Origin of the sequence: Phytohabitans rumicis (assembly GCF_011764445.1) — a bacterium.
Classification (GTDB): Bacteria; Actinomycetota; Actinomycetes; order Mycobacteriales; family Micromonosporaceae; genus Phytohabitans; species Phytohabitans rumicis.
On the sequence record NZ_BLPG01000001.1, the window covers coordinates 7,292,552 to 7,316,789 of the forward strand.

At 68.3% G+C, this 24,238-nt stretch carries 24 protein-coding genes and 1 pseudogene; 21 read left to right on the forward strand and 4 right to left on the reverse strand.

What is annotated here, in order from left to right; translation table 11 throughout:
* Positions 1–49 precede the first annotated feature (49 nt).
* The 3 genes and pseudogenes from Prum_RS33265 to Prum_RS33275 form a co-directional block, all read left to right on the forward strand.
* A pseudogene (locus Prum_RS33265) lies at positions 50–751 on the forward strand (APC family permease); the annotation flags it as partial.
* Between the two features lie 310 nt (positions 752–1,061).
* Entirely contained in the window at positions 1,062–1,409 is a 348-nt protein-coding gene (locus tag Prum_RS33270) for a hypothetical protein (protein WP_173080049.1), read from the forward strand.
* Positions 1,410–1,461: 52 nt separating this feature from the next.
* Positions 1,462–2,556 carry an IS630 family transposase gene (locus Prum_RS33275; protein ID WP_173084417.1) on the forward strand — a complete coding sequence of 365 codons (1,095 nt, stop codon included), beginning with the start codon at positions 1,462–1,464 and terminating at the stop codon, positions 2,554–2,556.
* Between the two features lie 344 nt (positions 2,557–2,900).
* Here the strand turns inward: Prum_RS33275 and Prum_RS33280 are convergent, their stop codons facing one another.
* On the reverse strand, positions 2,901–3,152 hold the full coding sequence (locus tag Prum_RS33280; RefSeq protein WP_173080050.1) for a hypothetical protein: 252 nt from the start codon (positions 3,150–3,152) through the stop codon (positions 2,901–2,903).
* A gap of 957 nt (positions 3,153–4,109) precedes the next feature.
* Between Prum_RS33280 and Prum_RS33285 the strand changes: the two genes are divergently transcribed.
* The gene (locus Prum_RS33285; protein ID WP_173080051.1) at positions 4,110–4,262 is read left to right on the forward strand and encodes a hypothetical protein; all 153 of its coding nucleotides are present in this window, start codon (positions 4,110–4,112) and stop codon (positions 4,260–4,262) included.
* Positions 4,263–4,345: 83 nt separating this feature from the next.
* On the opposite strand, the gene Prum_RS33290 is transcribed toward Prum_RS33285, so the two are convergent.
* Positions 4,346–5,593 (reverse strand): chymotrypsin family serine protease, encoded by a 1,248-nt coding sequence (locus Prum_RS33290; protein WP_173080052.1) that lies wholly within the window; start codon positions 5,591–5,593, stop codon positions 4,346–4,348.
* Between the two features lie 140 nt (positions 5,594–5,733).
* Between Prum_RS33290 and Prum_RS52265 the strand changes: the two genes are divergently transcribed.
* From Prum_RS52265 to Prum_RS33335, 11 genes are all read left to right on the forward strand, one after another.
* Entirely contained in the window at positions 5,734–5,940 is a 207-nt protein-coding gene (locus Prum_RS52265; RefSeq protein WP_246278246.1) for a sigma factor, read from the forward strand.
* Positions 5,941–6,005: 65 nt separating this feature from the next.
* Positions 6,006–6,668 (forward strand): sigma factor-like helix-turn-helix DNA-binding protein, encoded by a 663-nt coding sequence (locus Prum_RS33295; RefSeq protein ID WP_246278247.1) that lies wholly within the window; start codon positions 6,006–6,008, stop codon positions 6,666–6,668.
* A gap of 331 nt (positions 6,669–6,999) precedes the next feature.
* Positions 7,000–7,494 carry a hypothetical protein gene (locus Prum_RS33300; RefSeq protein ID WP_173080053.1) on the forward strand — a complete coding sequence of 165 codons (495 nt, stop codon included), beginning with the start codon at positions 7,000–7,002 and terminating at the stop codon, positions 7,492–7,494.
* A gap of 489 nt (positions 7,495–7,983) precedes the next feature.
* Positions 7,984–8,520, forward strand: coding sequence for a tyrosine-type recombinase/integrase (locus Prum_RS52270; protein WP_345540591.1), 537 nt, complete (start codon positions 7,984–7,986; stop codon positions 8,518–8,520).
* A 322-nt stretch (positions 8,521–8,842) separates the two neighbouring features.
* Complete coding sequence (locus tag Prum_RS33310) at positions 8,843–9,871, forward strand: LacI family DNA-binding transcriptional regulator (protein ID WP_246278248.1); 1,029 nt, start codon at positions 8,843–8,845, stop codon at positions 9,869–9,871.
* Between the two features lie 157 nt (positions 9,872–10,028).
* Complete coding sequence (locus Prum_RS52275; protein ID WP_246278249.1) at positions 10,029–11,222, forward strand: ABC transporter substrate-binding protein; 1,194 nt, start codon at positions 10,029–10,031, stop codon at positions 11,220–11,222.
* Positions 11,219–11,350 (forward strand): hypothetical protein, encoded by a 132-nt coding sequence (locus Prum_RS53985; protein ID WP_281369068.1) that lies wholly within the window; start codon positions 11,219–11,221, stop codon positions 11,348–11,350. The genes Prum_RS52275 and Prum_RS53985 overlap by 4 nt, the downstream gene beginning before the upstream one ends.
* Positions 11,347–12,222, forward strand: a complete 876-nt coding sequence (locus tag Prum_RS33320) for a carbohydrate ABC transporter permease (protein ID WP_246278250.1) — start codon at positions 11,347–11,349, stop codon at positions 12,220–12,222. Before Prum_RS53985 ends, Prum_RS33320 begins: the two co-directional genes overlap by 4 nt.
* A complete protein-coding gene (locus Prum_RS33325) occupies positions 12,219–13,073 on the forward strand; it encodes a carbohydrate ABC transporter permease (RefSeq protein ID WP_218577441.1) in 855 nt (284 codons plus the stop codon). The genes Prum_RS33320 and Prum_RS33325 overlap by 4 nt, the downstream gene beginning before the upstream one ends.
* A gap of 16 nt (positions 13,074–13,089) precedes the next feature.
* A complete protein-coding gene (locus Prum_RS33330) occupies positions 13,090–15,492 on the forward strand; it encodes a fibronectin type III domain-containing protein (protein WP_173080055.1) in 2,403 nt (800 codons plus the stop codon).
* A gap of 15 nt (positions 15,493–15,507) precedes the next feature.
* A complete protein-coding gene (locus Prum_RS33335; protein WP_173080056.1) occupies positions 15,508–17,610 on the forward strand; it encodes a beta-galactosidase in 2,103 nt (700 codons plus the stop codon).
* Positions 17,611–17,771: 161 nt separating this feature from the next.
* Here the strand turns inward: Prum_RS33335 and Prum_RS33340 are convergent, their stop codons facing one another.
* Positions 17,772–18,020, reverse strand: coding sequence for a hypothetical protein (locus tag Prum_RS33340; protein WP_173080057.1), 249 nt, complete (start codon positions 18,018–18,020; stop codon positions 17,772–17,774).
* 105 nt (positions 18,021–18,125) lie between these two features.
* Here Prum_RS33340 and Prum_RS33345 point away from each other — a divergent pair, with 105 nt between their 5' ends.
* From Prum_RS33345 to Prum_RS33355, 3 genes are read left to right on the forward strand one after another with little or no spacing between them, the layout of a single operon-like run.
* On the forward strand, positions 18,126–18,914 hold the full coding sequence (locus tag Prum_RS33345; protein WP_173080058.1) for a ricin-type beta-trefoil lectin domain protein: 789 nt from the start codon (positions 18,126–18,128) through the stop codon (positions 18,912–18,914).
* Positions 18,911–19,057 carry a LacI family DNA-binding transcriptional regulator gene (locus tag Prum_RS55290; protein WP_371871294.1) on the forward strand — a complete coding sequence of 49 codons (147 nt, stop codon included), beginning with the start codon at positions 18,911–18,913 and terminating at the stop codon, positions 19,055–19,057. The genes Prum_RS33345 and Prum_RS55290 overlap by 4 nt, the downstream gene beginning before the upstream one ends.
* The gene (locus Prum_RS33355; RefSeq protein WP_178132673.1) at positions 19,002–19,529 is read left to right on the forward strand and encodes a helix-turn-helix transcriptional regulator; all 528 of its coding nucleotides are present in this window, start codon (positions 19,002–19,004) and stop codon (positions 19,527–19,529) included. The genes Prum_RS55290 and Prum_RS33355 overlap by 56 nt, the downstream gene beginning before the upstream one ends.
* Before the next feature lie 201 nt (positions 19,530–19,730).
* Here the strand turns inward: Prum_RS33355 and Prum_RS33360 are convergent, their stop codons facing one another.
* Positions 19,731–20,693, reverse strand: coding sequence for a LacI family DNA-binding transcriptional regulator (locus Prum_RS33360; protein WP_246278251.1), 963 nt, complete (start codon positions 20,691–20,693; stop codon positions 19,731–19,733).
* Between Prum_RS33360 and Prum_RS33365 the strand changes: the two genes are divergently transcribed.
* The 3 genes from Prum_RS33365 (at position 20,686) to Prum_RS33375 (ending at position 24,161) form a co-directional block, all read left to right on the forward strand.
* Entirely contained in the window at positions 20,686–20,952 is a 267-nt protein-coding gene (locus Prum_RS33365; RefSeq protein WP_173072771.1) for a hypothetical protein, read from the forward strand. The genes Prum_RS33360 and Prum_RS33365 overlap by 8 nt on opposite strands.
* A gap of 163 nt (positions 20,953–21,115) precedes the next feature.
* Positions 21,116–23,326 (forward strand): RICIN domain-containing protein, encoded by a 2,211-nt coding sequence (locus Prum_RS33370; protein ID WP_218577442.1) that lies wholly within the window; start codon positions 21,116–21,118, stop codon positions 23,324–23,326.
* 352 nt (positions 23,327–23,678) lie between these two features.
* Positions 23,679–24,161: a MarR family winged helix-turn-helix transcriptional regulator gene (locus Prum_RS33375; protein WP_173080061.1), complete on the forward strand. Its 483-nt coding sequence runs from the start codon at positions 23,679–23,681 to the stop codon at positions 24,159–24,161.
* Positions 24,162–24,238: the final 77 nt, after the last annotated feature.

The window sequence follows — 24,238 nt, forward strand, 5'->3', positions numbered from 1 at the left end:
CCAAACCGGCCAACAACCCCCTCCTCCTTTCTGCATGTGGAGCCCTTTGATGACTGCTATAGGCCCGCCGTCACGGCAGGTCAGCAACGTGTCCACGACCTTGGCCCGGAACCGGCTCGGGGTGGGGGCGGTGGTGTTCTGTGTGATGGCCGCCGCCGCCCCGTTGATCGTGGTGGCCGGGTCGGCGACGACCGGTTTCGCGGTGACCGAGTTCATCGGCATCCCGATCGCCTACCTCGCCGTCGCCGCCGTCCTGGCATTGTTCGCGGTCGGCTACATCGCGATGTCCCGCCGGGTCGTGAACGCGGGGGCGTTTTACAGCTACGTCGCGCACGGTTTGGGTCGGGTGCCCGGCGTCGGGGCCGCGAAGGTCGCCGTGCTGGCCTACAACGCGATGCAGATCAGCATCTACGGCGCGTTCGGGAAGGTCGCCGCCATCATCGTGGAGGCGACGTTCGGGTGGACGGTGGCGTGGTGGGTGTGTGCCCTGGCCGGCTGGCTGCTGGTGGCCGGGTTGGGGGTATGCCGGTTCGACGTCAACGGCTATCTACTCGGTGGGCTGCTGCTGGCGGAGATCGCGGTCACGGTCGTGTTCGACATCGTCCTACTCGGGCATCCCGCCGACGGGCAGATCAGCTTGGACGCGCTCGCGCCGGGCCTGCTGCTCTCGGCCGGGGCGGTCGCGTTGCTGGTTGGTGGGATCGCCGGGTTCGCCGGGTTCGAGATGACCGCCGTGTTCTCCGAAGCAAGTAGCCGGTCATCCCCGGTGAGCCCGGCCGGTTCCGGACAGTGCCACTGGGCTGCTGGTTTATGTCAGCCGGGTCCCGGTGCGTCCCAGGGCCGGACGGGGTGATCCCGGATGGTTCCCTACCAAGATCCCTACCGTCCTGGGTCACCGCTGGCCCGTCGTTTGTGGCTGGGGTGTGGACGGTGGCGTAGGTTTGAATCATGCACGGGAGGATCTCGATGGAGTGCCCTGCCCGGCTACCGGGGCCAGTTTGCCGTTCGTCACTGCGGGGAGCACGGTTCGAAGAGACTGCCATGTTCGTAAGGAAGCGCCGATGCCGGTAGACGATGACCATTCTGCGCAGCTTGACGTAACTGCGTTGATGGAGATGACACACGAGACGATGATGGCGCGGTGGCAACAGGGCCTGGTAACGCCCATGTCCCCAACGATCAGCACGTTCGCCAAGACCGACGGCAGTTGGTGGACGGCCAGCCAGGTCACCTGGCTTCGCGTTTCGCTTGCAGAGCGCAACGAGCGGCTCGACTTCCATCACGATCGCTTCGAAAGCATCGACCAAGCCAAAGGTCCAGCTACGACCGCCAGGACCAGCCCTTGGGACAAACGACCACCGCAGTCCCTCTTCAATTCCCAGGCCCCACAGCTCCCCGGCATCTCCTAGTGTCTCGTGATTCTGTTGTCTTTACGTGATGTGGTTGTGGTTCGCTGTCCTGGTGGAGTTGACGTCGGACGAGCGGGCTGAGCTTGGGTCGCTGCTCAACAGTGGTGAGGTGTCGGCTGCGGTCGGGACGCGGGCGCGGATCGTGTTGTGGCACGCCGAAGGCCGTCGCAAGAAGGACATCGCGGCGCTGGCGGGGGTGTCGCGGCCGACGGTGGATCTGTGGCTGGGCCGGTACGCCGCGGACGGCGCTGCCGGCCTGCTCAGCCAGCAACCTGGCGGGCCGCGGGAGCAGGTGCCGGCCCGGATTAGGGCTCGGGTCCTGGCGTTGACCCGGATGAGCCCGCCTTCGCAGACTGGTCTGTCGCACTGGTCCAGTCGGGAGATGGCCGCCTACGTCACCCGTACCGAGCAGGTGCCGGTCTCGCATCACTGGGTGGCCAAGCTGTGGCGCGAGCACGGCCTCAAACCGCACCGGTCCGGCACGTTCAAGCTCAGTAAGGATCCGGCGTTCGCGGCCAAGGTCTACGACATCGTCGGCTTGTATCTGGATCCGCCGGGTGGCGCGGTGGTTCTCAGCCTGGACGAGAAGACGCAGATCCAGGCGTTGGACCGCACTCAGCCGCTGCTACCGATCGAGTTCGACGCCACCGAGAAACGCACCCACGACTACGTCCGACACGGGACCACGAACCTGTTCGCCGCCTTCAACGTCGCCACGGGCGAGGTCGTCGGCGAATGCCGGCCGTCCCGGAACGGGGCGGCGTTCCTGGCCTTCCTGCGCAAGGCCGTTGCCCCGCACCGCGGCCGCGAGGTGCATGTGGTGTTGGACAACCTGTCCACCCACACCACCCCCGACGTCCTGGCCTGGCTCGAAGCGAACCCGCACGTGCGCTTCCACTTCACCCCGAAAGGCTCCAGCTGGATGAACCAGATCGAGACCTGGTTCGGCATCGTCACCCGGCAGGCCATCCGGCGCGGCACCTTCTCCTCCGTGCAGGTCCTGATCCGGTCCATCCGGGACTACATCACCGCCTGGAACACCGATCCCCGCCCGTTCCAATGGACCGCGACCGCCGACGAGATCCTCGCCAAGGTCCAACTTGTACAGACCAGCATCAAACAACTCGTCGACAACAACGCCAAGTAAACCCATCAGAATCACGGGACACTAGTACCGGCGGAAATTGAAAAGCGGCGCAAACTACCACCGCATTCCCGGTTGGGCTGCCGGCGAGCATTCCCCGGGTTGGCTCTTCAGCGATGGGCGCAAAAGGTAACCTCCACGCGGCGGCTGACGCGATCAGCGAGGAACTTCATCTACTCGTACGCACAGCCTGGCTGACACCGTGACTGTAACCCGTTCCTCCAATCCGAATTGCTGACCTGCCGAGCCGATCACGCTGGGCCTCGACGTCACACCGAGGCGATACTGGCCCCGCACCGGCGGGCACGACGCCCACCTGGAAGGCCCTCGCCACCGACGGTCACTGGTTAGGTGACATCCCAGGCGGTCCAGGAGATCGCCCAGTCCTGGTCCAGCAGAGGCGGTGGCTCGCCTTTGAGGACCGCGCCGATAGCGTCGGCGGCCTCACGCATGCCTTGCTCGGCGCGCCGCTCGTAGATCGCTGGGCATTCGACGTAGACGGTTCCGTTGATCGAGTGTGTCTGGACTGGGTGGCCCGTGCGCTGATGGATTAGCGCGCGGATGGTCTTTCGAAGCTGGTCTTGTTGGTCACCGGGCACGTCGTGGATCTCGGCGAAGCCGCGCTGGTCGACGCGGCGGCCCCGGTCAGGCAGCGATGTGCAACGCGTGCTACCGAGGGCCGGTCATGACGTGCTCGCGGTGCGGGCGGACGCGGGCCTGTCCGAAACACCTCGACGGGGCACCGATCTGTCTGAGGTGCATGCCCCGACGCATTCAGACCTGCACCCGGTGCGCAGCGGAGCGGCCCGCCCACGCGATCTGGCCCATCGGACCGGTCTGCCGAAACTGCTACGACACCGCGCGGGCCAACCCCGGGCACTGCGCCGGATGCGAGCGGAACCGGGTCCTCGTCGCCGAGAACCACACCGGCCAACCGATCTGCGGTGCCTGCGCCGGCGTCGGCAACGACCACGCCTGCCAGCGGTGCGGCGCCTCCGGGAACCGCCACCGCCGGCTCGTTCGCCCGTTCGCCAAATGGGTGCTACTGCGCCGCGCTCGCCGCCGCGCCCAAACACGACCGATCACGCAGGGATCCGTGAACGGAATGCGATCCCGTGTCCTTATCGCGCTGCATTTCCTGGCCTGGCTGGAGACCATCGACCTCGCGCTGGCCGAGCTGACCCAGGCTCACGTCGACCAGTGGCTCGATGACGGCACCACCTACCACTACTCGTTGCGGCCGTTTTTGGCCTGGGCCCGCAGCCGGCGTCTGACCGGCGACGTCGAGGTGCCGTCGCTGCCGGTCGGCACGCGCCGGAGGCCCGCTACCCCGAACAGGTCCAATGGCAGCAGCTACGCCGCTGCCTCAACGACACCGCGCTGCCGCTCGAGGTGCTGGCCGGCAGCCTTCTGCTGCTGTTTCGGCATCAGCGCCAGCAGACAGGTCCAGCTCAGCGCTGAGGCGATCGAACACATCGACACCACCACGCACCTACGCGTCGCTCAGCACGCGCTTCTGCTGCCGCCGCGCCTGGCTGACCTCGCGATCCAACAGCGTGACCGCACCGACCTACGCTCGATCTTCGGCCGCACCGGCGTCACCTGCGTCCAATGGCTGTTCCCCGGCCTGCGCCCTCCCGGAGTCGTGCACCTACGAGCAGCTCGACGAGCCGGTCAACTTCGACCTGGCCGACGTGCTCGGCGCCTGACCGCGGGGGCGATCTTGGTATCGGGCTGCCCGCCCAGAGGCTGTTCTGACGCTCAAATACCAAGGTCGCCATCCGCTACCGCATCAGGGCCATGACTGGGTCATGTTGATGTCGTGGTTGAGCCACGCCTCGGTATAGACGTCCGTGAAGTAAAATAGCTGGCCACACTGGGTAGCATCGCCGGTACACGGGAGATTGGGGTCGATCTCTACGGCACTGATCATGCCGACAGCCGTGACGTTGTTGCCGTTCGGAATGAAGACCGGACCGCCGCTGTCCCCTCGGGCGGCTATCGACGTACCGTTATTGCTGGTGGCGACCCAGAGGTACGACCAGTAGCCGCCGATGTAGTACCACCCCTCGGCATAGATCGTCCCGTAGCATCGGGCCCCGCTGAAGGCGCCTGAGGTGCAGATCCTCGTCATGCTGGTATTTGGCTTCTGCATAGCCGTAACGTTTTTCAAGAATGGAGAACCGATCGGGCCGTCCCAGATTGCCGGAAGGACGGAGTCGGCGGTCCGTACATAGGCGATGTCATGGTTCATGTCGAGCACGGTCGCCCTGCCTACGTAGCTTCCGCCCGAAACTCCATTCTTGTTCGTGGTCCAGATGCGGGGGTCGGCCAACCGGACACAGTGCCATGCGACGATCATGTAGCCCGCGCCGGTGCCAGCGCTGCGACCCGTAAAGCCGCTGGTGCATTCGCCTACGCCGGCTGAACTGATCGTGTGTGCCCCCGCTACGAACGGCCTCGCGTCGAAGTCCCGGTCCGCCCGTGTTGCCTTGACGATGCCTTCCTCGACGGTGACGGTGCCAGGCCCGTACGTGCCGAACCGTGTGGCCAGGTTGCGCGCGTTGGAGTTCATGTGCTGGACCTGGATGGTGACGGGGCCGCTGCCGGAGCTCCAAATCGCATTGACTTCGATGCCCTGCTTGGCGAGGGTGGTCGTTTGCGCCTTGATGCTGTGGATGAGCTGGTTGGTCTCGGTGCCCGACAGCGGAGCCGTTCGGTATTCCACGGCGACGTCCGCCGGCTTCGGTACCGACTGGTACCGGGATAGGGCCGCGCCGCCTTTCCGGTAGACGACGACTTTCCGAGTCTCGGGGTCGATCTTGATCGTCGCGAAGTCGGCGTCTCCGGCCGAACTCCTCCACAGGCTCTCTGCGACGCCCTCCGCACTTGTGATCCACGCGTTGGGCGTGGGGGTGGGACCCTCGCGTAGGTCGGCTCGCGCAGGCGTCGCGGACACGGCGAGCACCACGCCCACCGCGACCACGCCGCCGGTTCGGATCCGACTCGTCCACCGATGCCTCATGGGCAGCCTCCTCATGGCCAAACTCGCTGGTGTTTCGTCTCAGCAGTACGACGACACGACCCTTTGGAATGTGAGGCGACGCGCCGACCTCACAATTCGGTGCGCTGTCTCGTCAAACTGGTGAGGGCAAATGCGACCGAGGGAGTCGTCGACACGTGAGCACCAAATCGGAGCCAAGAGGCGGCCGGCCCGATGCGGGCCGGAGCGCGATCATGAGCGAGCGGCGTCGGCTGATCAATCTCGCGTACCGGCTCCTCGGCTCCCTGGCCGATGCCGAGGACGTCGCACAAGAGACCTACGCCCGCTGGTACGCCATGCCCCAAGAGCAGCAGGAAGCCATCGACTCCCCGGCGGCTGGCTGACGACGGTCGCCAGCCGCATCTGCCTGGACCTGCTCGGCTCGGCACGGGCCCGGCGGGAGACCTACGTGGGCGAATGGATCCCCGAGCCGCTGCCCGATCGCACGGAGTGGACAAGCGGGCGCTCGGACGGCGCCATCGTCGACCCGGCCGACCGAGTCACCCTCGACGAGTCGATCAACATGGCCTTGCTCGTCGTGCTCGAATCGATGACCCCGGCCGAACGCGTCGCGTTCATCCTTCACGATGTCTTCCGCTACTCTTTCGCCGAGGTGGCCGAGATCGTCGGCCGTACACCGGCGGCGTCTCGCCAGCTGGCCTCCTCAGCCCGCCGTCGCATTCGCGCGTCGCAGGCTCCCGCGACTCCGACAGCCCAGCAAGCCGGCATCGTCAGGGAATTCAAGCAGGCGTGGGAGGCCAAGGACATCGACGCCCTCGTCGGCCTCCTCGACCCCGACGCCGCAGCGATCGGCGACGGCGGCGGTATCGTCAGCGCCCTGCTCCACCCAATCGAAGGCGCCGAGCAAGTCGCGCGCTTCTTCGTCGATATCGCCCACGCGGCACCCAACCTGACGCTCCTGGAGCGCACGGTCAACGGTCGGCCCGGTTTGGTGGAACAGCAAGCTGGCATCACCATGACGGTTATTGCGTTCGACATCGCAGGCGACCGGATCAAGCACATCTGGGGAATACGGAACCCCGAGAAGCTCCGGCCTTGGACGACGGGTTGACGCGCGTCGCCGTACCGACGGGTGTCATGCGTCAAGTTAGCCCTTTAGTAAGCGTGTCGGTTGGGTCGTGATGAGGAAGGGCCTTATCGTGCTGGGTTAGCGCTCGCAACGCAGTCCAGCAAGAGAAGGCCCTTTGTGGTGACGACCACCGCCCTGGAGCGCAATTTCGGTGGAATCCCGCGGTAAGCGGACGTTCGGCCGGTTGGCGGGGACTATCGGACACCGGCGCAGCATGCCTGCTGATCCGAGCCGAGGGGCTGTGGCCCGTCGGACGGTCTGATCTTGCTGTTTCCCCGAAGTCCCATCCCCGGCTCGGCCGACGATGAGCGGCATGGGCTGGTCAGGCAAGCCGGCCGCTCCTCGTCCGGAGCGGCTGATCGGGGCGTTGGTTCCTCCGGCGATGCGCCGTTCCGCGCCCCCGATTCCGTTGACGGTGCCAGCGCTGCCGAGGCTGAGCCTGCCGGCCGACGCCCGGTCTGAGCCGTTGCTGCTGGACGTGGCGCGCCTGGATGCGTCTGGGCGGTTCTGCTCGCGCTCGTTGCTGGCGGCACTGGCGTGGGCGCCGGGGGAACGCGTCGACTTGCGCGTCGGCGTCGACGCCGTGGTGATCGCCTCTAGCGCGGCGGGCCGGCAGGCGGTGGGCAGCCGCGGCGAACTGACCCTGCCGGTCTCGACGCGGATGCTGGCCGGGCTCACCATGGAGGCACAGGTCGTGCTGGTCGCGGTGCCCACCCGCGACCTGTTGATCGTGCACCCGCCGCCGTTGATCGCTCGCCTGCTGGCCGCGCACTATTGTCGCCAACCGGAGAACCAGGACGATGGCTGAACCGGAGCGGGTCGCGCAGGCGCGAAGGTTGCTGGCACAACTGGGTGTGACCGTCGCCGACCTGCAGGCCGCCGAGAGTGTCGGTGTCGAGATGCCCACCGTGGCGGAGTACCTGCCGCAGGTGGTCGCCGCGGCTGGGCCTGGCGCCGGGCGCACTTACCGCAACTACTGGGCGCGGATGGCGGCGCTGTGGGGGGATCGACGGCTGGACGCGGTCTCCGCGACTGACGTTGAGGCGCTGCAGCGCGAAGCGGTCGCCAGGGCGGTGGCACGGCGCAACGGTCGCGGCGGCCGGCACGCCGGCGAGCATGTGATCGCGGCCGCGCGGGCCTTCTTTCTTCGGGCGATCGCCGACGGGCTGATTGCCGCCTCGGCGAGCCCGGCGCATCAGATCGGCAAGCCGCGCCGGCTGCCCAACACTCGCCGTGCGTTGACATCCGGGAACTGGCCGAGATCAACGAGGCGGCCCGGACCAGTGGTAACGACGCGATTCTCGATGCGCTGTTGCTGCGCCTGCACACCGAGACGGCCTGCCGGTGTGCCGGCGCGCTCGCGCTGCGCCGCATGGACCTCGACCCCGATCAGGGACTGGTGCGGATACGGGAGAAGGGCGAGACGCTGCGCTGGCAGCCGATCAGCCTCGACCTGGCCGCCCATCTGGTCGACCACGCCGGCCACCGCGGCGCGGTCGCGCCCGCGGATCAGTTGCTGCGTTACCGCGACGGCCGGCCGCTGACCTCGCGGCGCTACGACCATCTGTGGAAGCGGATCGGGGATCGGCTGCCGTGGGTGGCCGCGCAGGGCATTTCCACCCACTGGCTGCGGCACACCACGCTGACCTGGGTGGAGCGCAACTTCGGCTACGGCATTGCCCGCGCCTACGCCGGGCACACCGACAAGACCGGCCCGGCCACCACCACGTACATCAAGGCCGACCTGCAAGCCGTCGCCACCGCCCTGGCCGCGCTGACCGGCCAACCGCATCCACTCGCGACCAGCCTGGAAGACCTCGGGATCCGCACCTGACAGCAACCGCATAGCGCTGGACGGCACGGGACGTCAGGCCGAGCGCAGCAACGCGGCTGCTGGGCCTTTCAGTGGGTCCAGGACGAGCCGCGAGAGGAGCTACGGCGGGCGCTGCTCGCCGTGCCTCGGCACCTGCGCGGCGTCCGGGGAGCGAGCCGGGTATCGCGGCGGTGCCCAGCGGGTATCGGGCGGGCGGGGTGGCGCGGGTTGCGGAATTGTTTCGGGCTCTTGACGGGCCGTGTCTGACTGCGCAAACATGACAGCGCAGTCAGATGGCGAGCAGGCAGCAGTGGCCAGGGCATCGGGAGATACCATGACGCGGATGGTGGGACGGGGCAGAAACGCTGCCATGCCGCGCAGCGCCGATGTCGCACGCGTGGCCGGCGTCTCGCAGAAGACCGTGTCCAGGGTCTTCAACGACGAGCCGTACGTCTCCGCCGACGTGCGCCGGCGGGTCCTCGCCGCGGCGGAGGAGCTCGGCTACCGGATGAATCACGCGGCACGGGCGCTCGCCTCCGGCCGGACGCGTTCCATCGGCGTGGTGACCCTCGGCACGGCCCTGTACGGCCCGGCCTCGCTGCTCATGGGTGTCGAACGGGCCGTCCGCGACGCCGGTTACGCACTGCGCGTGGTCAACACGGTGGAGGGCGACCCGGCCGGCGTGACCGGTGCGGTCGAATCACTGATCGAGCAGGGCGTGGACGGCATCGTCATCTCCGAACCGATAGACGAGGGAGCGGCCGCGGTCCGCGTCGACGTGCCGGTGCTCGTGCTCGGCGCGCCGCCAGCGTTCGCCGCGCCCCAGGTGCTGACCGTCGGGGTCGCCGCCGACGCGTTGGCTCGGGCGGCCACCGAACACCTGCTGGCGCTGGGCCACGCGACCGTCCATCACCTGGCTGGACCGCAGCGGTGGTACGCCGCCCGGGATCGCCTGGACGGCTGGCGATCCGCGTTGCGGGCGCACGGCCGGGCCGAACCGCCGGTCGTCGAAGGCGACTGGTCCGCCGTTTCCGGGTACGAGGCCGGCCGGAAACTGGCGGCGGACCGCGACGTGACCGCGGTATTCGCCGCCAACGACGACATGGCCGTCGGTCTGATCCGCGCCCTGCTGGAAGCCGGCCGCCGGGTGCCCGAAGACGTCAGCGTCGTCGGTTTCGACGACATCCCGCTCGCCGCGTACGTGACACCTCCGCTGACCACCGTGCGCCAGCCGTTCGATGCCGTGGCCCAAGAAGGACTCAAGCTTCTGGTGCAGGCCATCGAGAAACCGGACGCCGACCCGCCACCCGCGGTCGACCCACCGGTGGAGCTGATCGTCCGCACATCCACCGCACCACCCACCGGTCGCTAGTCAACGCCGTCCAGCCGCCTTCTGTCCACATAGCACTGTCTCCTGTGCGCGTTGTCCGCAGCGCGTTGATAACCCCTGCCCACATGACGGGAGTCTCACCATGCCCAGATCCTTTCCCTTGGTTAGCCGCAGGACGTTGCTCGCGACGGCGGGAGCCGTGCCGCTCAGCGCGGCGCTGGCCGCCTGCGGGGGCGGCGGCGACGACAACAACGACACGGCGCCCACGGGGCCGGTCAGTCAGGCCGACATCGACAAGGCGATGTCGACGCCGACCGAGCTGACGTTCTGGACCTGGGTGCCGGACATCCAGCAGGAAGTGGACCTGTTCCTGAAGAAGTACCCGTCCATCAAGGTGAAAATCGTCAACGCCGGCCGGGGCACCGAGCAGTACACGAAGCTGCGCACCGCGCTCAAAGCCGGGACCGGCGCGCCGGACGTGGTGCAGATGGAGTTCCAGTACATCCCGACCTTCACCATCACGGGTGACCTGCTCGACCTGCGGCCGTACGGCGCGGAGGCCCTCAAGGACCAGTTCGTCGACTGGACCTGGGGTCAGGTCACCGGCCGGAACGGCGAGGTCTGGGCGATCCCGCAGGACACCGGCCCGATGGGCATGCTGTACCGGCAGGACATCTTCGACAAGCATGGCATCGCGGTACCGAAGACCTGGGACGAGTTCGCCGCCGCGGCCCGCAAGCTGCACACGGCCGACCCGAACGTGTACCTGACCTGCCTGTCGGCGAACGAGGCCGCGGCCTGGCACGGCCTGCTCTGGCAGGCGGGCGCCGCGCCATACGCGGTGTCCGGCGCGAGCGACATCTCGCTGAAGGTGAACGACGAGGCCGCCAAGAACCTCGCGCGGTACTGGGGCGGGCTCGCGAAGGAGGGCGTCATCGGCACCGAGCCGAACTTCACCGACGCCTGGTTCAACGCGCTCAACCGGGGCAAGTACGCGACCTGGCTCACCGCCGCCTGGGGCCCGTCTTCCTCGCCGGCTCCGCCAAGTCGACGTCGGGCAAATGGCGGGCGGCGCCGCTGCCGCAGTGGGACGCGGCGAAGCCGACCTCCGGCAACTGGGGCGGCTCGACGAGCGCGGTCATCAAGACGACGAAGAACGCGATTGTGGCCGCCGAGTTCGCCAAGTTCATCAACAGCGACCCGGAAAGCGCGAAGCTGTTCGCCACCAAGCAGTTCTTCTTCCCGGCGACCAAGGCGTTGCAGGCCGACCCCAGCTACGTGGGCGACGCGCCCGCCTTCTACGGCGGTCAGAAGGTCAACCAGGTCTTCGCGGACATCAACTCGACGATCAACCTGTCTTTCCAGTGGCCGCCGTTCCTGGACCGGGCGGTGACGGACTGGACCGAGACGGTCGGCAAGTCGCTTGCCGACAAGTCCGACACCGTCGTCGCGCTGGACCAGTGGCAGACGCGGTTGACGACCTTCGCCAAGAGCCAAGGCTTCACGGTCCAAGCGTCGTGAGGATCGCGCAACGCCGTGCGGCCGGACCGTTGTTCGTCGCGCCGTTCCTGCTGGTGTTCGTCCTGCTCTTCATCGGACCGCTGGCGTATGCCGCCTACCTGAGCCTGTTCCAGGACCGGCTCGTCGGCGGGACGTCGTTCGTGGGGTTGGACAACTACGTCACCGCTATCCAGGACCCGCAACTGATCCGCGGGATCGCCCGGGTCGCGACGTTCTTCGTGATCCAGGTGCCGGTGATGCTGGCGCTGGCACTGCTGTTCGCGCTCGCACTCGACAGTGGACTGTTGCGGCTGTCCCGCGTGGTGCGGCTGGGCATCTTCGTCCCGTACGCCGTGCCGAGCGTGGTCGCCGCGCTCATGTGGGGCTATCTCTACGGCCCGGACTACGGCCCGTTCGCCCAACTGGCCCGCACGCTGGACCTGCCGGCTCCGCGCTTCCTGTCCGACGGCTGGATGCTCGGCAGCCTGGCGAACATCGTCACCTGGGAGTTCGTCGGCTACAACATGATCATCCTGTACGCCGCGCTGCGGGCGATCCCGCCGGGCCTGTACGAGGCGGCCGCGGTGGACGGGGCGGGCGCGTGGCGGATCGCCTGGTCCATCAAGCTGCCCGCGCTGCGGCCGGCGCTCCTGCTGACCCTGGTGTTCTCGGTCATCGGCAGCTTCCAACTGTTCAACGAGCCGAGACTGCTCAAGGACATCGCACCGAACGTCATCGACAGCGGGTACACGGCGAACCTGTACGCGTACTCGCTCGCCTTCACCAGCCAGCAAATCAACTACGCCGCCGCGGTGTCGTTCCTGCTCGGATTGGTCATCGTGATCGTCTCCTACGCCGTCCTGCTCACCGCCAACCGGGGGAGGAACGTATGACGGGCCGGCGCAGCACACCGTTGACGATCGCGATGCTGGCGGCACTCGCGTACTTCCTGCTGCCGCTGTTCTGGCTGCTCGTGGCCTCGACGAAAGGCACCCAGGACCTGTTCACCACGTTCGGCCTGTGGTTCTCGGACAGCCCGCAACTGTGGGCCAACATCCGGGCGACCCTGACCCACGACGACGGGGTCTTCGTGCGCTGGCTGGTGAACACCGGCATCTACGCCGTGAGTAGCGCGTTAGGGGCCGCATTGCTGGCCGCCGCTGGCGGGTACGGGTTCGCCAAGTTCCGCTTCCGGGGCGACCGGGTCGCGTTCAACCTGGTGCTGGGCGCCATCATGGTGCCGACCACCGCGCTGGCGATCCCGACCTACCTGCTGTTCGCAAAGGTGGGTCTGGTCAACACGCCGTGGGCGATCATCCTGCCATCGCTGGTCAGCCCGTTCGGCCTGTACCTGATGCGCGTCTACGCGCAGGACGCGGTGCCGGACAGCGTCCTCGAGGCCGCCCGCATCGACGGGGCCGGCGAGTTCCAGATCTTCGCCCGGATCGCCATGCGGCTGCTCGCCCCGGGGTTCGTGACCGTCGTGTTGTTCACCCTCGTCGCTACCTGGAACAACTACTTCCTGCCGCTGATCATGCTCAGCGACCCCAGCCTCTACCCCGTCACGGTGGGGCTCGCGTCCTGGGCAGCCCAGGCCGTCGGCGGCGGCTCCGGCGCGAACAGCGACATGCTCGCGTACGTCGTCACCGGATCCCTGCTGTCGGTCATCCCGCTCGTCGTGGCTTTCCTGCTGCTGCAGCGCTACTGGCAGAGCGGCCTCGCCACCGGCGGCGTCAAGCAGTGACAACGGAGGTTCACTCGTGAGAAGACATCTGCTTGGACTCATCGTCGTGGCATCCGCGACGCTGATACTTCCTGAAACCACCGCCCAGGCGTACAACCCGACGGGCGGCATCATGTACCAGCTCGGTGCCGAGCCGTGCCTGAAGGGCCGGGGCAACTGCGCGGTGTACCCGAAGTCGGCGCAGCTGCCCAGCGGGCGCCTGGTCGCCTCGTTCGAGAAAGCCACCGTCGTGCCCGCCACCGGCGGCGCCGACGGAGAGACCCTGCCCATCTATAAGAGCGACGACTACGGCACGACCTGGCAGCCGCTGTCGGAGGTCAAGGCGCCGGCGTACCTGTCCGGCGACCCGCGGTACGCCACGTACGTCAGCAACTGGACGAACCCGTACCTGTACGCCCTTCCGCAGGACGTCGGAAGCCTGAAGGCGGGCACGCTGCTGCTGGCGAGCGTCGTGTCGGGTGAGGACCACTTCTACCAGGAGCAGAAGGCCGCCGATCCAAACTGGGCGCCGTCCAACGACGGAGACCGCAAGGACCTGGCGATCGCCCTGTTCTCCAGCACCGACGACGGCGTGACCTGGAACGTCGTCAACGCCATCGCGGCCACCGGATGGCAGGGCGGCAGCGCGGGCGCGATCGGCCGCAACGTCGCCAACGCCAACACCTACCGGCAGGTCGATCCCCTGTGGGAGCCGTACCTGATGGTCCACGAGGGCAAACTTGTCTGCTACTACTCCGACGAGAGCGGCTACTTGGGCTTCGACCCGGTGACCGGCGTCGCCGCCCTGGATCCGGCCAACGACACCGCCACCGACTCGCACGGCCAGATCCTCGTACACAAGACGTGGGACGGCAGCGGTCCAGCGTGGAGCGACGCGGTCATCGACGTCGCCGGGCTGACCCAGGACATGGGCGGCGGCAAGACGGAGATCGGGGGTGGACGGCCGGGTATGACCAATGTCGTCCCGACGACGGACGGCAAGTGGCTCATCACCTACGAGTACTGGGGCGGCGGCGCCAACGTCCGGTACAAGCTCGCCGACGACCCGCTGGCGTTCCACGCCGACAGTGACCCCGCCGGCACCGCCATCACCGCTTTGCCGGTCGACGCCGGCTCCCGCACCCTCGCGACCGGCGGCAGCCCGGTCCTCATCCGGCTGCCCGACGGGCGGCTGGTCTACAACGCCGCCGGCAGTGGCAACGTGTGGGTCAACGAGAGCGGGCGCAGCGATGGCGTCTGGACGGAGTACCAGACGACGCTAGGCCCCGGCTACAGCCGCAACCTCCAGTACGTCGAGGGCACCGGGCGCGTGGTGATCCTGCGCAACCAGGGCATCTCCACCATCGCGTACGCCGAGGTCGACCTCGGCCGCTCGGACGGCGCCTACTACCAGCTCGTCAACCGCAAGACCGGCCAGGTGATCGGCACCGGAGGCAACAGCAACGACGCGAACATCGGCAATGGCGACGACCCCGACGTCCGGCTGGAGGACGCCGGCTCGGTGTCCAACAAGGACACCCAGTACTGGCACCTGGTGACCAAGCCCGATGGCGCCCGAACGTTGCTGAACAAGGCCGGCGGGCGCGCGGCCGCCATCTGGACCGGCAACGCCACGGTCGGGCAGCGGATCGGCCAGTGGGTCGACGACACCCCAGCCGGCCTGTGGAACCTCGTCGCGACCGGCGACGGCTACGTCAAGCTCCAGGCCGCGAGGAACACCAACGTGTACCTGACCGGTGCGTCAGCGGGCGCCGCACTCACCTTGCAGAACGCGACCGACGACGGCTCACAGGAGTGGCGGCTCGTGCAGCAGGCTCCGGTGCGGAAGGCGCTCACGCCGGCCACCGAGTCCGCGAGCCTGGTCGCGGCGAACCCGGTAGGGGAGAAGGCGACCCTGCCGCTGGACGCCACGGCGGCGGACCCCGCCGGCAACGCCACGCACGCGAACACGACCGGCCACGCCTACGCGTTCGCGAGCACCGGAGTGGTGACGGATCTGGGCGCGGTCTCCTTCGACGGCGCGCAGCAGGGCAGCGTCACGCTTCCGGACACGATCGCGGTCGGCACCAGATTCAAGCTCGCGGTGGTCTTCGACCACACGCCGCTGGTGTGGGACACGGTCACCGTCCGGCCGTCCACCGTGCCGTCCGCTCCCGAAGCGCCGGCCATCGCCGTCTTCGGCACCGACGTCACCGTCACCTGGCAGGCACCCGCCGACGGCGGATCGCCCATCACCGGCTACGAGGTCTTCCTCAAACACGCGTCCGGCGAGGTGCTGACCCAGACCGTCACCGCCACGCAAACCACGTTCGCCAATGTGGCGCCGGGCCGGTACACGGCGAAGGTCGTCGCCACCAACGCGGTCGGCAACTCCCGACTGTCGGCTCCATCCGCCCCGATCAAAGTCATCAAGCCCTAACACGGAGGTTCCTTCATGGCGGTACTGCCCGCCCGAGTCCTGTTCGGCGCCGCGTACTACCACGAGTACACGCCCGCCTACGACCCCGACCTGAGGGCTGACGAACGACTCAAGACCGACCTCGACCTGATGGTGGAGGCCAATTTCACCGTCATCCGGGTCGGCGAGTCGGTCTGGTCCACATGGGAGCCGGAGAACGGGCGGTTCGACCTCGACTGGCTACAGCCGGTCCTCGACGGCGCACACGAACGCGGGATCTCCGTCATCGTCGGCACACCCACCTACGCCGTACCGCCGTGGTTGGCCCGCCAGTACCCGGAGATCACCGGCGAGCACGCTACCGGGCAGCGCATCGGTTGGGGCGGCCGCCAGGAGGTCGACTTCACCCATCCCGCCTTCCGGCACCACGCCGAGCGGGTCATCCGCAAGATCGTCGCCCGGTACGCCGATCACCCTGCCGTCATCGGCTGGCAGGTCGACAACGAACCCGGCCTGCACCTGTTTCACAACCGCGGCGTCTTCCAACGGTTCGTGGACCACCTGCGCGACAAGTACGGCGACGTCGAGACCCTCAACCGCGAGTGGGGCCTGGTCTACTGGTCGCACCGACTGTCCACCTGGGCCGACCTGTGGACACCGGACGGCAACGCCCAACCGCAGTACGACGTGGCGTGGCGGGAGTTCCAGGCCCGCCAGGTCACCGAGTTCATCGGCTGGCAGACCGGCATCGTCCGGGAGTACGCCGGCCGCGACCAGTTCGTCACCACCTGCATCTCCTACACCCGCCGCGGCGTGGCGGACGACGAACTGGCAGCCCCGCTCGACATCGCCTCCGGCAACCCCTACTACGACATGCAGGACGGGCTGGCGCTGCCCGACCCCACGCCGGACCACCACGAGCAGGTCTGGAAGACCACCGGGGTCTGGTCGATGTACCAGACCGCCGACTGGATGTACTCCTCGCGCCAGGAGCCGTTTCTGGTCACCGAGACCAACGCACAGTCCATCGGCTTCCCGTGGGACAACCGGTCCGGCTACGACGGGCAATGGCGCCAGGCGGCGTGGGCGCACGTCGCCCGCGGCGCCCGCATGATCGAGTACTGGCAGTGGCAGACGCTGCGCTTCGGCGCGGAGACCTACTGGGGCGGCGTCCTGCCGCACAGCGGCCAGCCGGGTCGCACCTACGCGGAGCTGGCACGCCTGGGCGCCGAGTTCGACAAGGCCGGCGCGCTGGTCGCCGGCCTCGTCCCGGACGCCGACATCGCGATGGTGTACTCGACACCGAGCAAGTGGCTCATGCAGAAGTACCCGCCGCTGTCCACACCGGACGGAGAGCCGGATCCGGCCGCATACCACCGGATCTTCGACCCCTTCTACCGCGGCGCGTTCGACGCCGGCCGCCAGGTGCGGATCGTCCACGCGCGACAGTTGCCCGAGACAGCGCCGGATGAGGCCGCGCGGCGTCACCCGGTCCTCGTCGCCCCCGCGCTCTACATCGCCGACGACGCGACGATCAACTGGCTCGCGGCCTACGCCCACGCGGGCGGACACCTCGTCCTCGGCCCCCGCACCGCCTACGCGGACCACGAGGCCCGGGCACGGCACGAGCCGGCGCCCGCGCGCCTCGTCGAGGCCGCCGGCGTCTGGTACGAGGAGTTCAGCAACGTGAAGGAGATCCCGGTGGGCGGATCTCTCAACCTGCCAGAGGGCGCGGCGGCGACACAGTGGGTCGACGGCCTCACCGTCGTCGACGCCGAGGTGCTCGTCCAGTACGAGCATCCACACTTCGGGCGCTGGCCCGCCGTCACCACCCGCCGCCACGGCGAAGGCCGCGTCACCTACGTCGGCACCGTCCCCAACCGCGGCCTCGCCCAGGCGTTGGCCACGTGGCTTACGCCGGCGACGGTCAGCGGGTGGCGCGACCTTCCGCGCTCGGTCACCGCGACGAGCGGTACGGCACCGGACGGGCGGCGCGTCCACGTTGTACACAACTGGAGCTGGGAGCCCACCCACGTCCAGGCCCCGGCACACCTGACTGACGTCCTCGACGGCACCACCACGCCCCGTGGCACGGCGCTGAACCTCGGCGCCTGGGACGTGCGGGTGCTGGTCGAGTGATCCCACCCCGCGAAAGGAGAAAGCCGTGAGAAGGTCGTGGCGGCGTTGCTCGTCGTGATCGTCACGCTGGGAGGGCTTGCCTTGTCCGCTCCCGCCCGCGCGTTCGGGCCCTCGGTGCTGTTCGCGCCGTCGGGCACCTGCAACCGCCCCTACTGCACCACCTACGCCAAGTCGACGCAGACCAACACCGGGCGGATCCTCGCCAGCTTCGAAGACAACAACCAGCCCGCCGCCGGACAGACACTCCCCATCTTCAGCAGCATCAACAACGGGCAGTCGTGGACGAAGATCGCCGCGGTCGCGGACACCTCGGCCCGGCGCTGGGGCAGCAACTGGACCAACCCGTACCTGTACGTGCTGCCGCAGGCGATCGGCAGCATGCCGGCCGGCACCATCCTGCTGGCCGGCATCGCCTCGCCGCCGGACCGGTCCGGGACGTCGATCCAGCTCTACCGCAGCAACGACGACGGTTTCACCTGGACCTGGGTCAGCGAGGTCGCGGTCGGCGGCGGCGAGTGGGCAGCGCCAACCCGACCCCGATCTGGGAGCCGTACCTGCTGGTCGCGAACAACCGGCTCATCGTGTACTACTCCGACGAGCGCGACAAGGCCAACCACGACCAGAAAATCGTGCACCAGACCTCGACCAACGGGGTCAACTGGGGGCCCGTGGTCGAGGACGTCGCGATGGCCGACCGCGCCCTGCGCCCGGGTATGCCGGTCGTCACCAGGATGGCCAACGGCCAGTACCTCATGGTGTTCGAGATGGTCGGTCAGTCCAACACACCCAACAACTACAAGATCTCGGCGACCCCGGAGTCGTGGAACGCCGCCAGCGGTGGGACGACGATCGACTACGGCGGCAGCCCGTTCGTCTTCACGCTGCCCAACGGCCGGCTCGCCTACAACTCCTACGGCTCCGGCGACATCCGGATCAACACCGGTAACGGCGCCGGCGCCTGGACGCCGGTGCGCACGACCATGCCGCGCGGCTACAGCCGGATGCTCCAGTACGTCCGGGGCACCGGGCGGGTGCTGATCCTGTCGGTCGAAGGCTTCTGGGTCGACGCCCGCAACAGCGTCTACTACGGCGACGTCGAGCTCGGCAACTCCGCCGGCGCGTACTACAAACTCATCTACCGGCGCAGCGGCAAGGCAATGGATGTGTACCAGGCCAACCTTCAGGACGGTGCGCAGCCGGTGCAGTGGGCCGACAACGGACGGTGCCCGAGTCGTCCAGTGGAGCGACACCGGCGCCCTCGACCAGCAGTGGCAACTCGTCCAGGTGTCCTGACCCATCCATGAGTGCCCGGGAACGGCGGTCTGGCCCGTCGATGATCGACGTAGCCGCCCTCGCCGACGTATCGCACCAGACCGTCTCCCGGGTCCTCAATGGACACCACGGCGTACGGCCCGAGACCCGGACTCGGGTTCCTCGCCGCGATTGACGCCCTGGCCTACCGCCCCAACCTGGCGGCCCGGACACTGGTCACCGGACGGTCCCGGGTCATCGACGTCGTCACGCTCAGCCGCCGGCTGTTCGGACCGATGTCCATCCTCGCCGGCGTCGAGCGGGCCGCCCGCCCGCTGGACTACTCCGTACGGGTGGCAACCTGCCAAGGACCGTCCCCGAGCGAACTGCACGCCGCTGTCGAGCGGCTCGCCGGGCAGGGCGTCGAGGGCGTCATCGTCCTGGCTCCGGTGCACGATGCCGTCAACGACGTCGTTGACCTCGCCACGGAGGTACCGCTGGTCGTCGTCGGCGCGACGCCCGAGGCAGGCGTCACGGTCGTCGGAGCCGACCAGGCGCTCGGCGCGCGCGTTGCGACAGAGCACCTGCTCGGCCTCGGCCACCCGACCGTCTGGCACGTGGCCGGCCCAGCCAGCTGGTCGAGGTCAAGTACCGCGTGGCCGATGTGACTGCTCTGGCGACTATTTCGAAGCGCGTGGCATCGTGCTGGGTGATCTGCGGATCCAGGACGATCAGGCGTACGCACCGAACGGCTGGTCGTACGTGGATAGCAAGCTGGGTGGTGCCGTTCGTACGGCTGCGGACGGATGCCACACGTTCACGTTGAAGCGTCCGGCCGAAGAACCGCAACGTCACCGCGCGAGCGGACGTCAGGTGCTGTCCAGATATTGGGGTCGCGCGGGGGGCGGGGCGGTGGAGGCGCGGGCAACGACGTCGACGGGTGGGTCGGCCGCCGGTGGAATGTCCACGTCTGGCTCCTCGATGGCCCGGACGAGGAGCTTGAGTCCCTCCCGCGCGGCGGCCTCGAACGGTTGGCGCACCGTGGTCAGGGGTGGGGTCACGTACGCGGCCACGGGCATGTCGTCGAAGCCGATGACGCTGACGTCTTCGGGCACCCGCCGTCCGGCTTCTAGCAGCGCCCGGATCAGACCGATTGCCATCTCGTCGCCAGCGGCGAAGACTGCCGTCACGCCGCTGTCACGAGCAAGCTCGCGGCCTGCCGCGTATCCGGACGCGGCGGACCAGTCGCCGTAGCTGACGGGCGGTGTACCGCGGCCGCGTTCTTCCAGTGCCTGCCGCCACCCCGCGAGGCGCTCTCGGGCGGCATACCATCGCTGGGGACCGGCGATGTGATGGACGGTCGTGTGTCCCAGGTCGAGCAGGTGGTCGGTTGCGGCCCGCGCGAGAAGGACGGCGCCGGTGCCTGCGGTCAGCGTTTGGGCGGCAGTGAATGCCGGCGGCGCGCCGAGGAAGAGGACCGGCACGTCGACGCCGACGGAGGCTGCTCCCTCGTCGATCGGTTCGGAGATGACGATCCCGTCTACGCCCTGTTCGAGCAGGGATTGCACGCCGCCGGCTATGCCGGCTGGGTCGGCGTCCAGCGTGCTGACCAAGCGTAGGGCGTAGCCTGCGTCTCGAACGGCCCGTTCGATGCTCACCAGCAGCGAGGCGGGCCCGTATCCGGCGGTCCCGAGGGTCACCACACCGATGGTGTGGGTCCGCCCCGAGGCGAGCGCACGGGCGGCGTTGTTGCGCCGGTAGCCGAGTGTCTTCGCGGCGTCCAGAACTCGCTGGCGCACTGCGGGGGCCACGTACGGTTCATCGTTGAACACCCGGGACACGGTCTTCCGGGAGACCCCTGCCAGGCGGGCGACGTCGGCGCTTCGCGGCACGGTGGAAGGCGCGCTCGGTCCTGCTGGCCGCGTCATCGTGTCTCCCGCTCGCGTGGCGTTCGCCAGTCAGCTGTATGACCGCGCGATCATGTCTACCGGATCGCGCGGCGGGGGTCAAGAGCCCGAACGAAGCGCCCACGATGGCGAGGCCGAGGCAAACAATTCGGTTTTGTTTCCGGCTCTTGACGAATTCGTATGACCGCGCAAACATGACCGCGTGGTCATACGGGCCGGTTCGCAGCACAGGACTGGCAGAACCGTCTGCGCCGGACGGCTTGGGGGGCCGGCAGGGCAGGGCGGGCGCGACCTTCACACCACCACAACGCGCGCAGCGCACCACCCAGCCCATCGAAAGGACCCCCGTGACAGCGAAGAGACTGATCTCGATCGCGGTGACCGCCGTGCTCGTGACCGGACTGTCGGCATTGCCGGCGAATCCAGTGCAGGCGTACAGCCCAACCCAAGGAACCATTTACCAGTTGCCCGCGAGCCAGCCGTGCCTGAAGGGCCGGGGGAACTGCGCGATCTATCCGAAGATCGCCGAGTTGCCGAGCGGCCGTCTCATCGCGTCGTGGGAGCAGGCGACGGTGCCGCCGTCCGGGAGCGCGGACGGCGAGACGCTGCCGATCTACAAGAGCGACGACAGCGGGACCACGTGGCAGAAGCTGGCGGACCTGCGGGCACCCGCGTACCTGTCGTCGAACCCGGCTTTCGCCAGGTACACCAGCAACTGGGGCAACCCTTTCCCGTACGTGCTGCCCCAGGCGGTGGGCGACCTGCCGGCCGGCACGCTGCTGATGGCGAGCATCGTCACGGGCGACGACTACTACTACCTCGAGCACAAGGCCGCGGACCCGAACTGGGTACCGACCAACGACGGTGACCGCCGCGACATGGCCCTGGCGTTGTTCTCCAGCACCGACTCGGGTGCGACGTGGAACGTCCTGAACATCATCACGACCGGCGGCTGGCAGGGTGGCAGCGCCGGCGCGATCGGCGTCAACGTCGCGAACGCGAACACGTACCGTCAGATCGACCCTGTGTGGGAGCCGTACCTGATGGTCTACAACAACCAACTCGTCGTGTACTACTCGGACGAGAATGACTACATCGGCTACAACGCGACGACCGGTGTGCCGACGCTCGCGCCCGACAACGACACCCGCGCCGACTCGGGTGCGCAGATCCTCGCGCACCGCACGTGGAACGGCCTGGCCTCCTCCACCTGGGGCACGCCCGTCCTCGATGTCGCCGGCACCACCTTCACCTCATCATCGGGTCAGACGCAGATCGGCGGCGGCCGCCCCGGCATGACGACCGTCGTGCCGACCTCGGACGGCAGGTGGCTGCTGACCTACGAGTACTGGGGCGGCGGCGACAACGTCCGCTACAAGATCTCCGACAACCCGCTCAACTTCTACTCGGTCGGCGGCGCAGCCGGCACCGGGATCACCGCGCTACCGCTCGCGCCGGGCTCGCGCGCCCTGGCTCGCGGTGGCAGCCCGGTGCTCACGCGCACCCCGGACGGCCGGATCCTGTACAACGCCTCCGGTAGCGGCAATGTCTGGATCAACTCGGGCAGCAGCACGGGCGCCTGGACCGAATTCCAGACGACGCTGCCCGGAGGCTACAGCCGCAACCTGACATGGGTCTCCCGGACCGGGCGCGTCATCGTCGCCGGCAACGTCGGCACGTCGAACATCATCTGGGCGGACATCGACTTCGGTCGGGCGGCCGGACCGTACTACCGGATCGTCAACCGGTTGACCGGGCAGGTGATCGGCACCGGAAACCACATCAACGACGCGAACATCGGCAACGCCGACTCCCCGGACGTGCGGCTGGAGGCGTCCGGCTCGGCATCCAACGCCGAGACGCAGGCCTGGCGTACCCAGTACAAGTCCAACGGTGCGATGACGCTGCTGAACAGGTCCGGCGGCCGCATGGCGGGCATTTGGACCGGCACCGCGACGGCGGGGCAGCGCATCGGCCAGTGGGTCGACAACACCACGCAGGGGCACTGGAGCCTCGTGCCGACGACCGGCGGCTACTACCGCCTGCAATCGGCGGCGAGCAGCGGCCTGTACCTCACCGGTGCGTCGGCCGGCGCCTCCCTGACCCTGCAGAACTCGACGACGGACGGCTCCCAGGAGTGGCAGTTCACGCAGGTGTCCGGGGTCTCCGGCACGCACGCGATCGTCGGGTTGGGCTCCGGCCGGTGTATCGATGTCCCCAACCACTCGACCGCGCCATCGACGCGGGTCGCCCTGTGGGACTGCACCTCGGGCAACAACCAGCGGTGGACGCTGAACAGCGACGGCTCGGTTCAGGGCATCGAGTCCGGGCTCTGCCTGGACGTACGCAACAACGGCACGGCCAATGGCGCGATCGTGCAGACCTACACCTGCAACGGCGGCAACAACCAGAAATGGACCCCCACGGTCGATGGCACGCTGCGCGGCGTCCAATCAGGACTGTGCCTCGACGCCGTGAGCGCAGGTACGGCCAACGGCACCCTCCTCCAGTTGTGGGCCTGCAACGGCGGCAACCACCAACGGTGGAACATCAGCTGACAACAGGCGCTTACGTGGCCGACTGGGCCGGTGGGAAACCGCCGGCCCAGTCTCCGTCAGCCGCCGGAGCGGCCGACGTCGATGCACCGCCGTCTTTCGCCAAGTGCTGGCCGACGAGGCACTCGCCGGACGTGGTGGCAGCGCCGCTCCACCCGCGCCGATCGCGCCGCACTCGTCGCTGCCGCACCGGCCAGGGGCCGCGTGGCGGCAGACCCGCGCCGGGTGTGTGGCGCTGCGAAGGGGTACACCGCAGAACTCAGGTTGCTTCGTACTCCTGACCGGCTGACCCCGTTCGTGCCGCGACGGACTCTGCCCGGCGCGGCGGTGCGAACGCGTCGTGCATCATCGAGGCGTGGAGATCTCGACGGCGAGGGATGCTGGGGAGCACGAGCTGATCCTGGCTTTCGGCCGGTTGCAGGGGGCGGCCAACCGGCTGGAGTACGTCCTGGGGCGGGCGATCGAACAGGAGTGCGGCATCAGCCACCTGATGTACGAGGTGCTGTTGATTCTGGGGCGGGCCGGCGATCCCGGGCTGTCGATGCGGGCGATCAGCCAGGAGCAGGTGCTCACCACCGGCGGCGTGACGCGGCTGATCGACCGGATGGAGGCCGCCGGGCTGGTGGAACGCACCGAGGCACCCGGCGACCGGCGGGGCCGGCTCGTGCGGCTCACCGCTCTGGGCGAGCAGACGGTCGTGCACGTCTCCCGCGTGCACCTAGAGAACATCCAGCGGTACTTCCTCGAACCACTGCCCACTGGTGATAGAAAGCGATTCATGGAGGATCTGCGGATTCTCAGCCACGCGGCGCGAGACATGCTGCCGCGCCTCCGCTGAGGTCTGCGATCCAGGTCACTTGGTCCAGCGACGGCACGGAAATATCTGACCAGTCAGATACTGTTCCGTCAGATGGT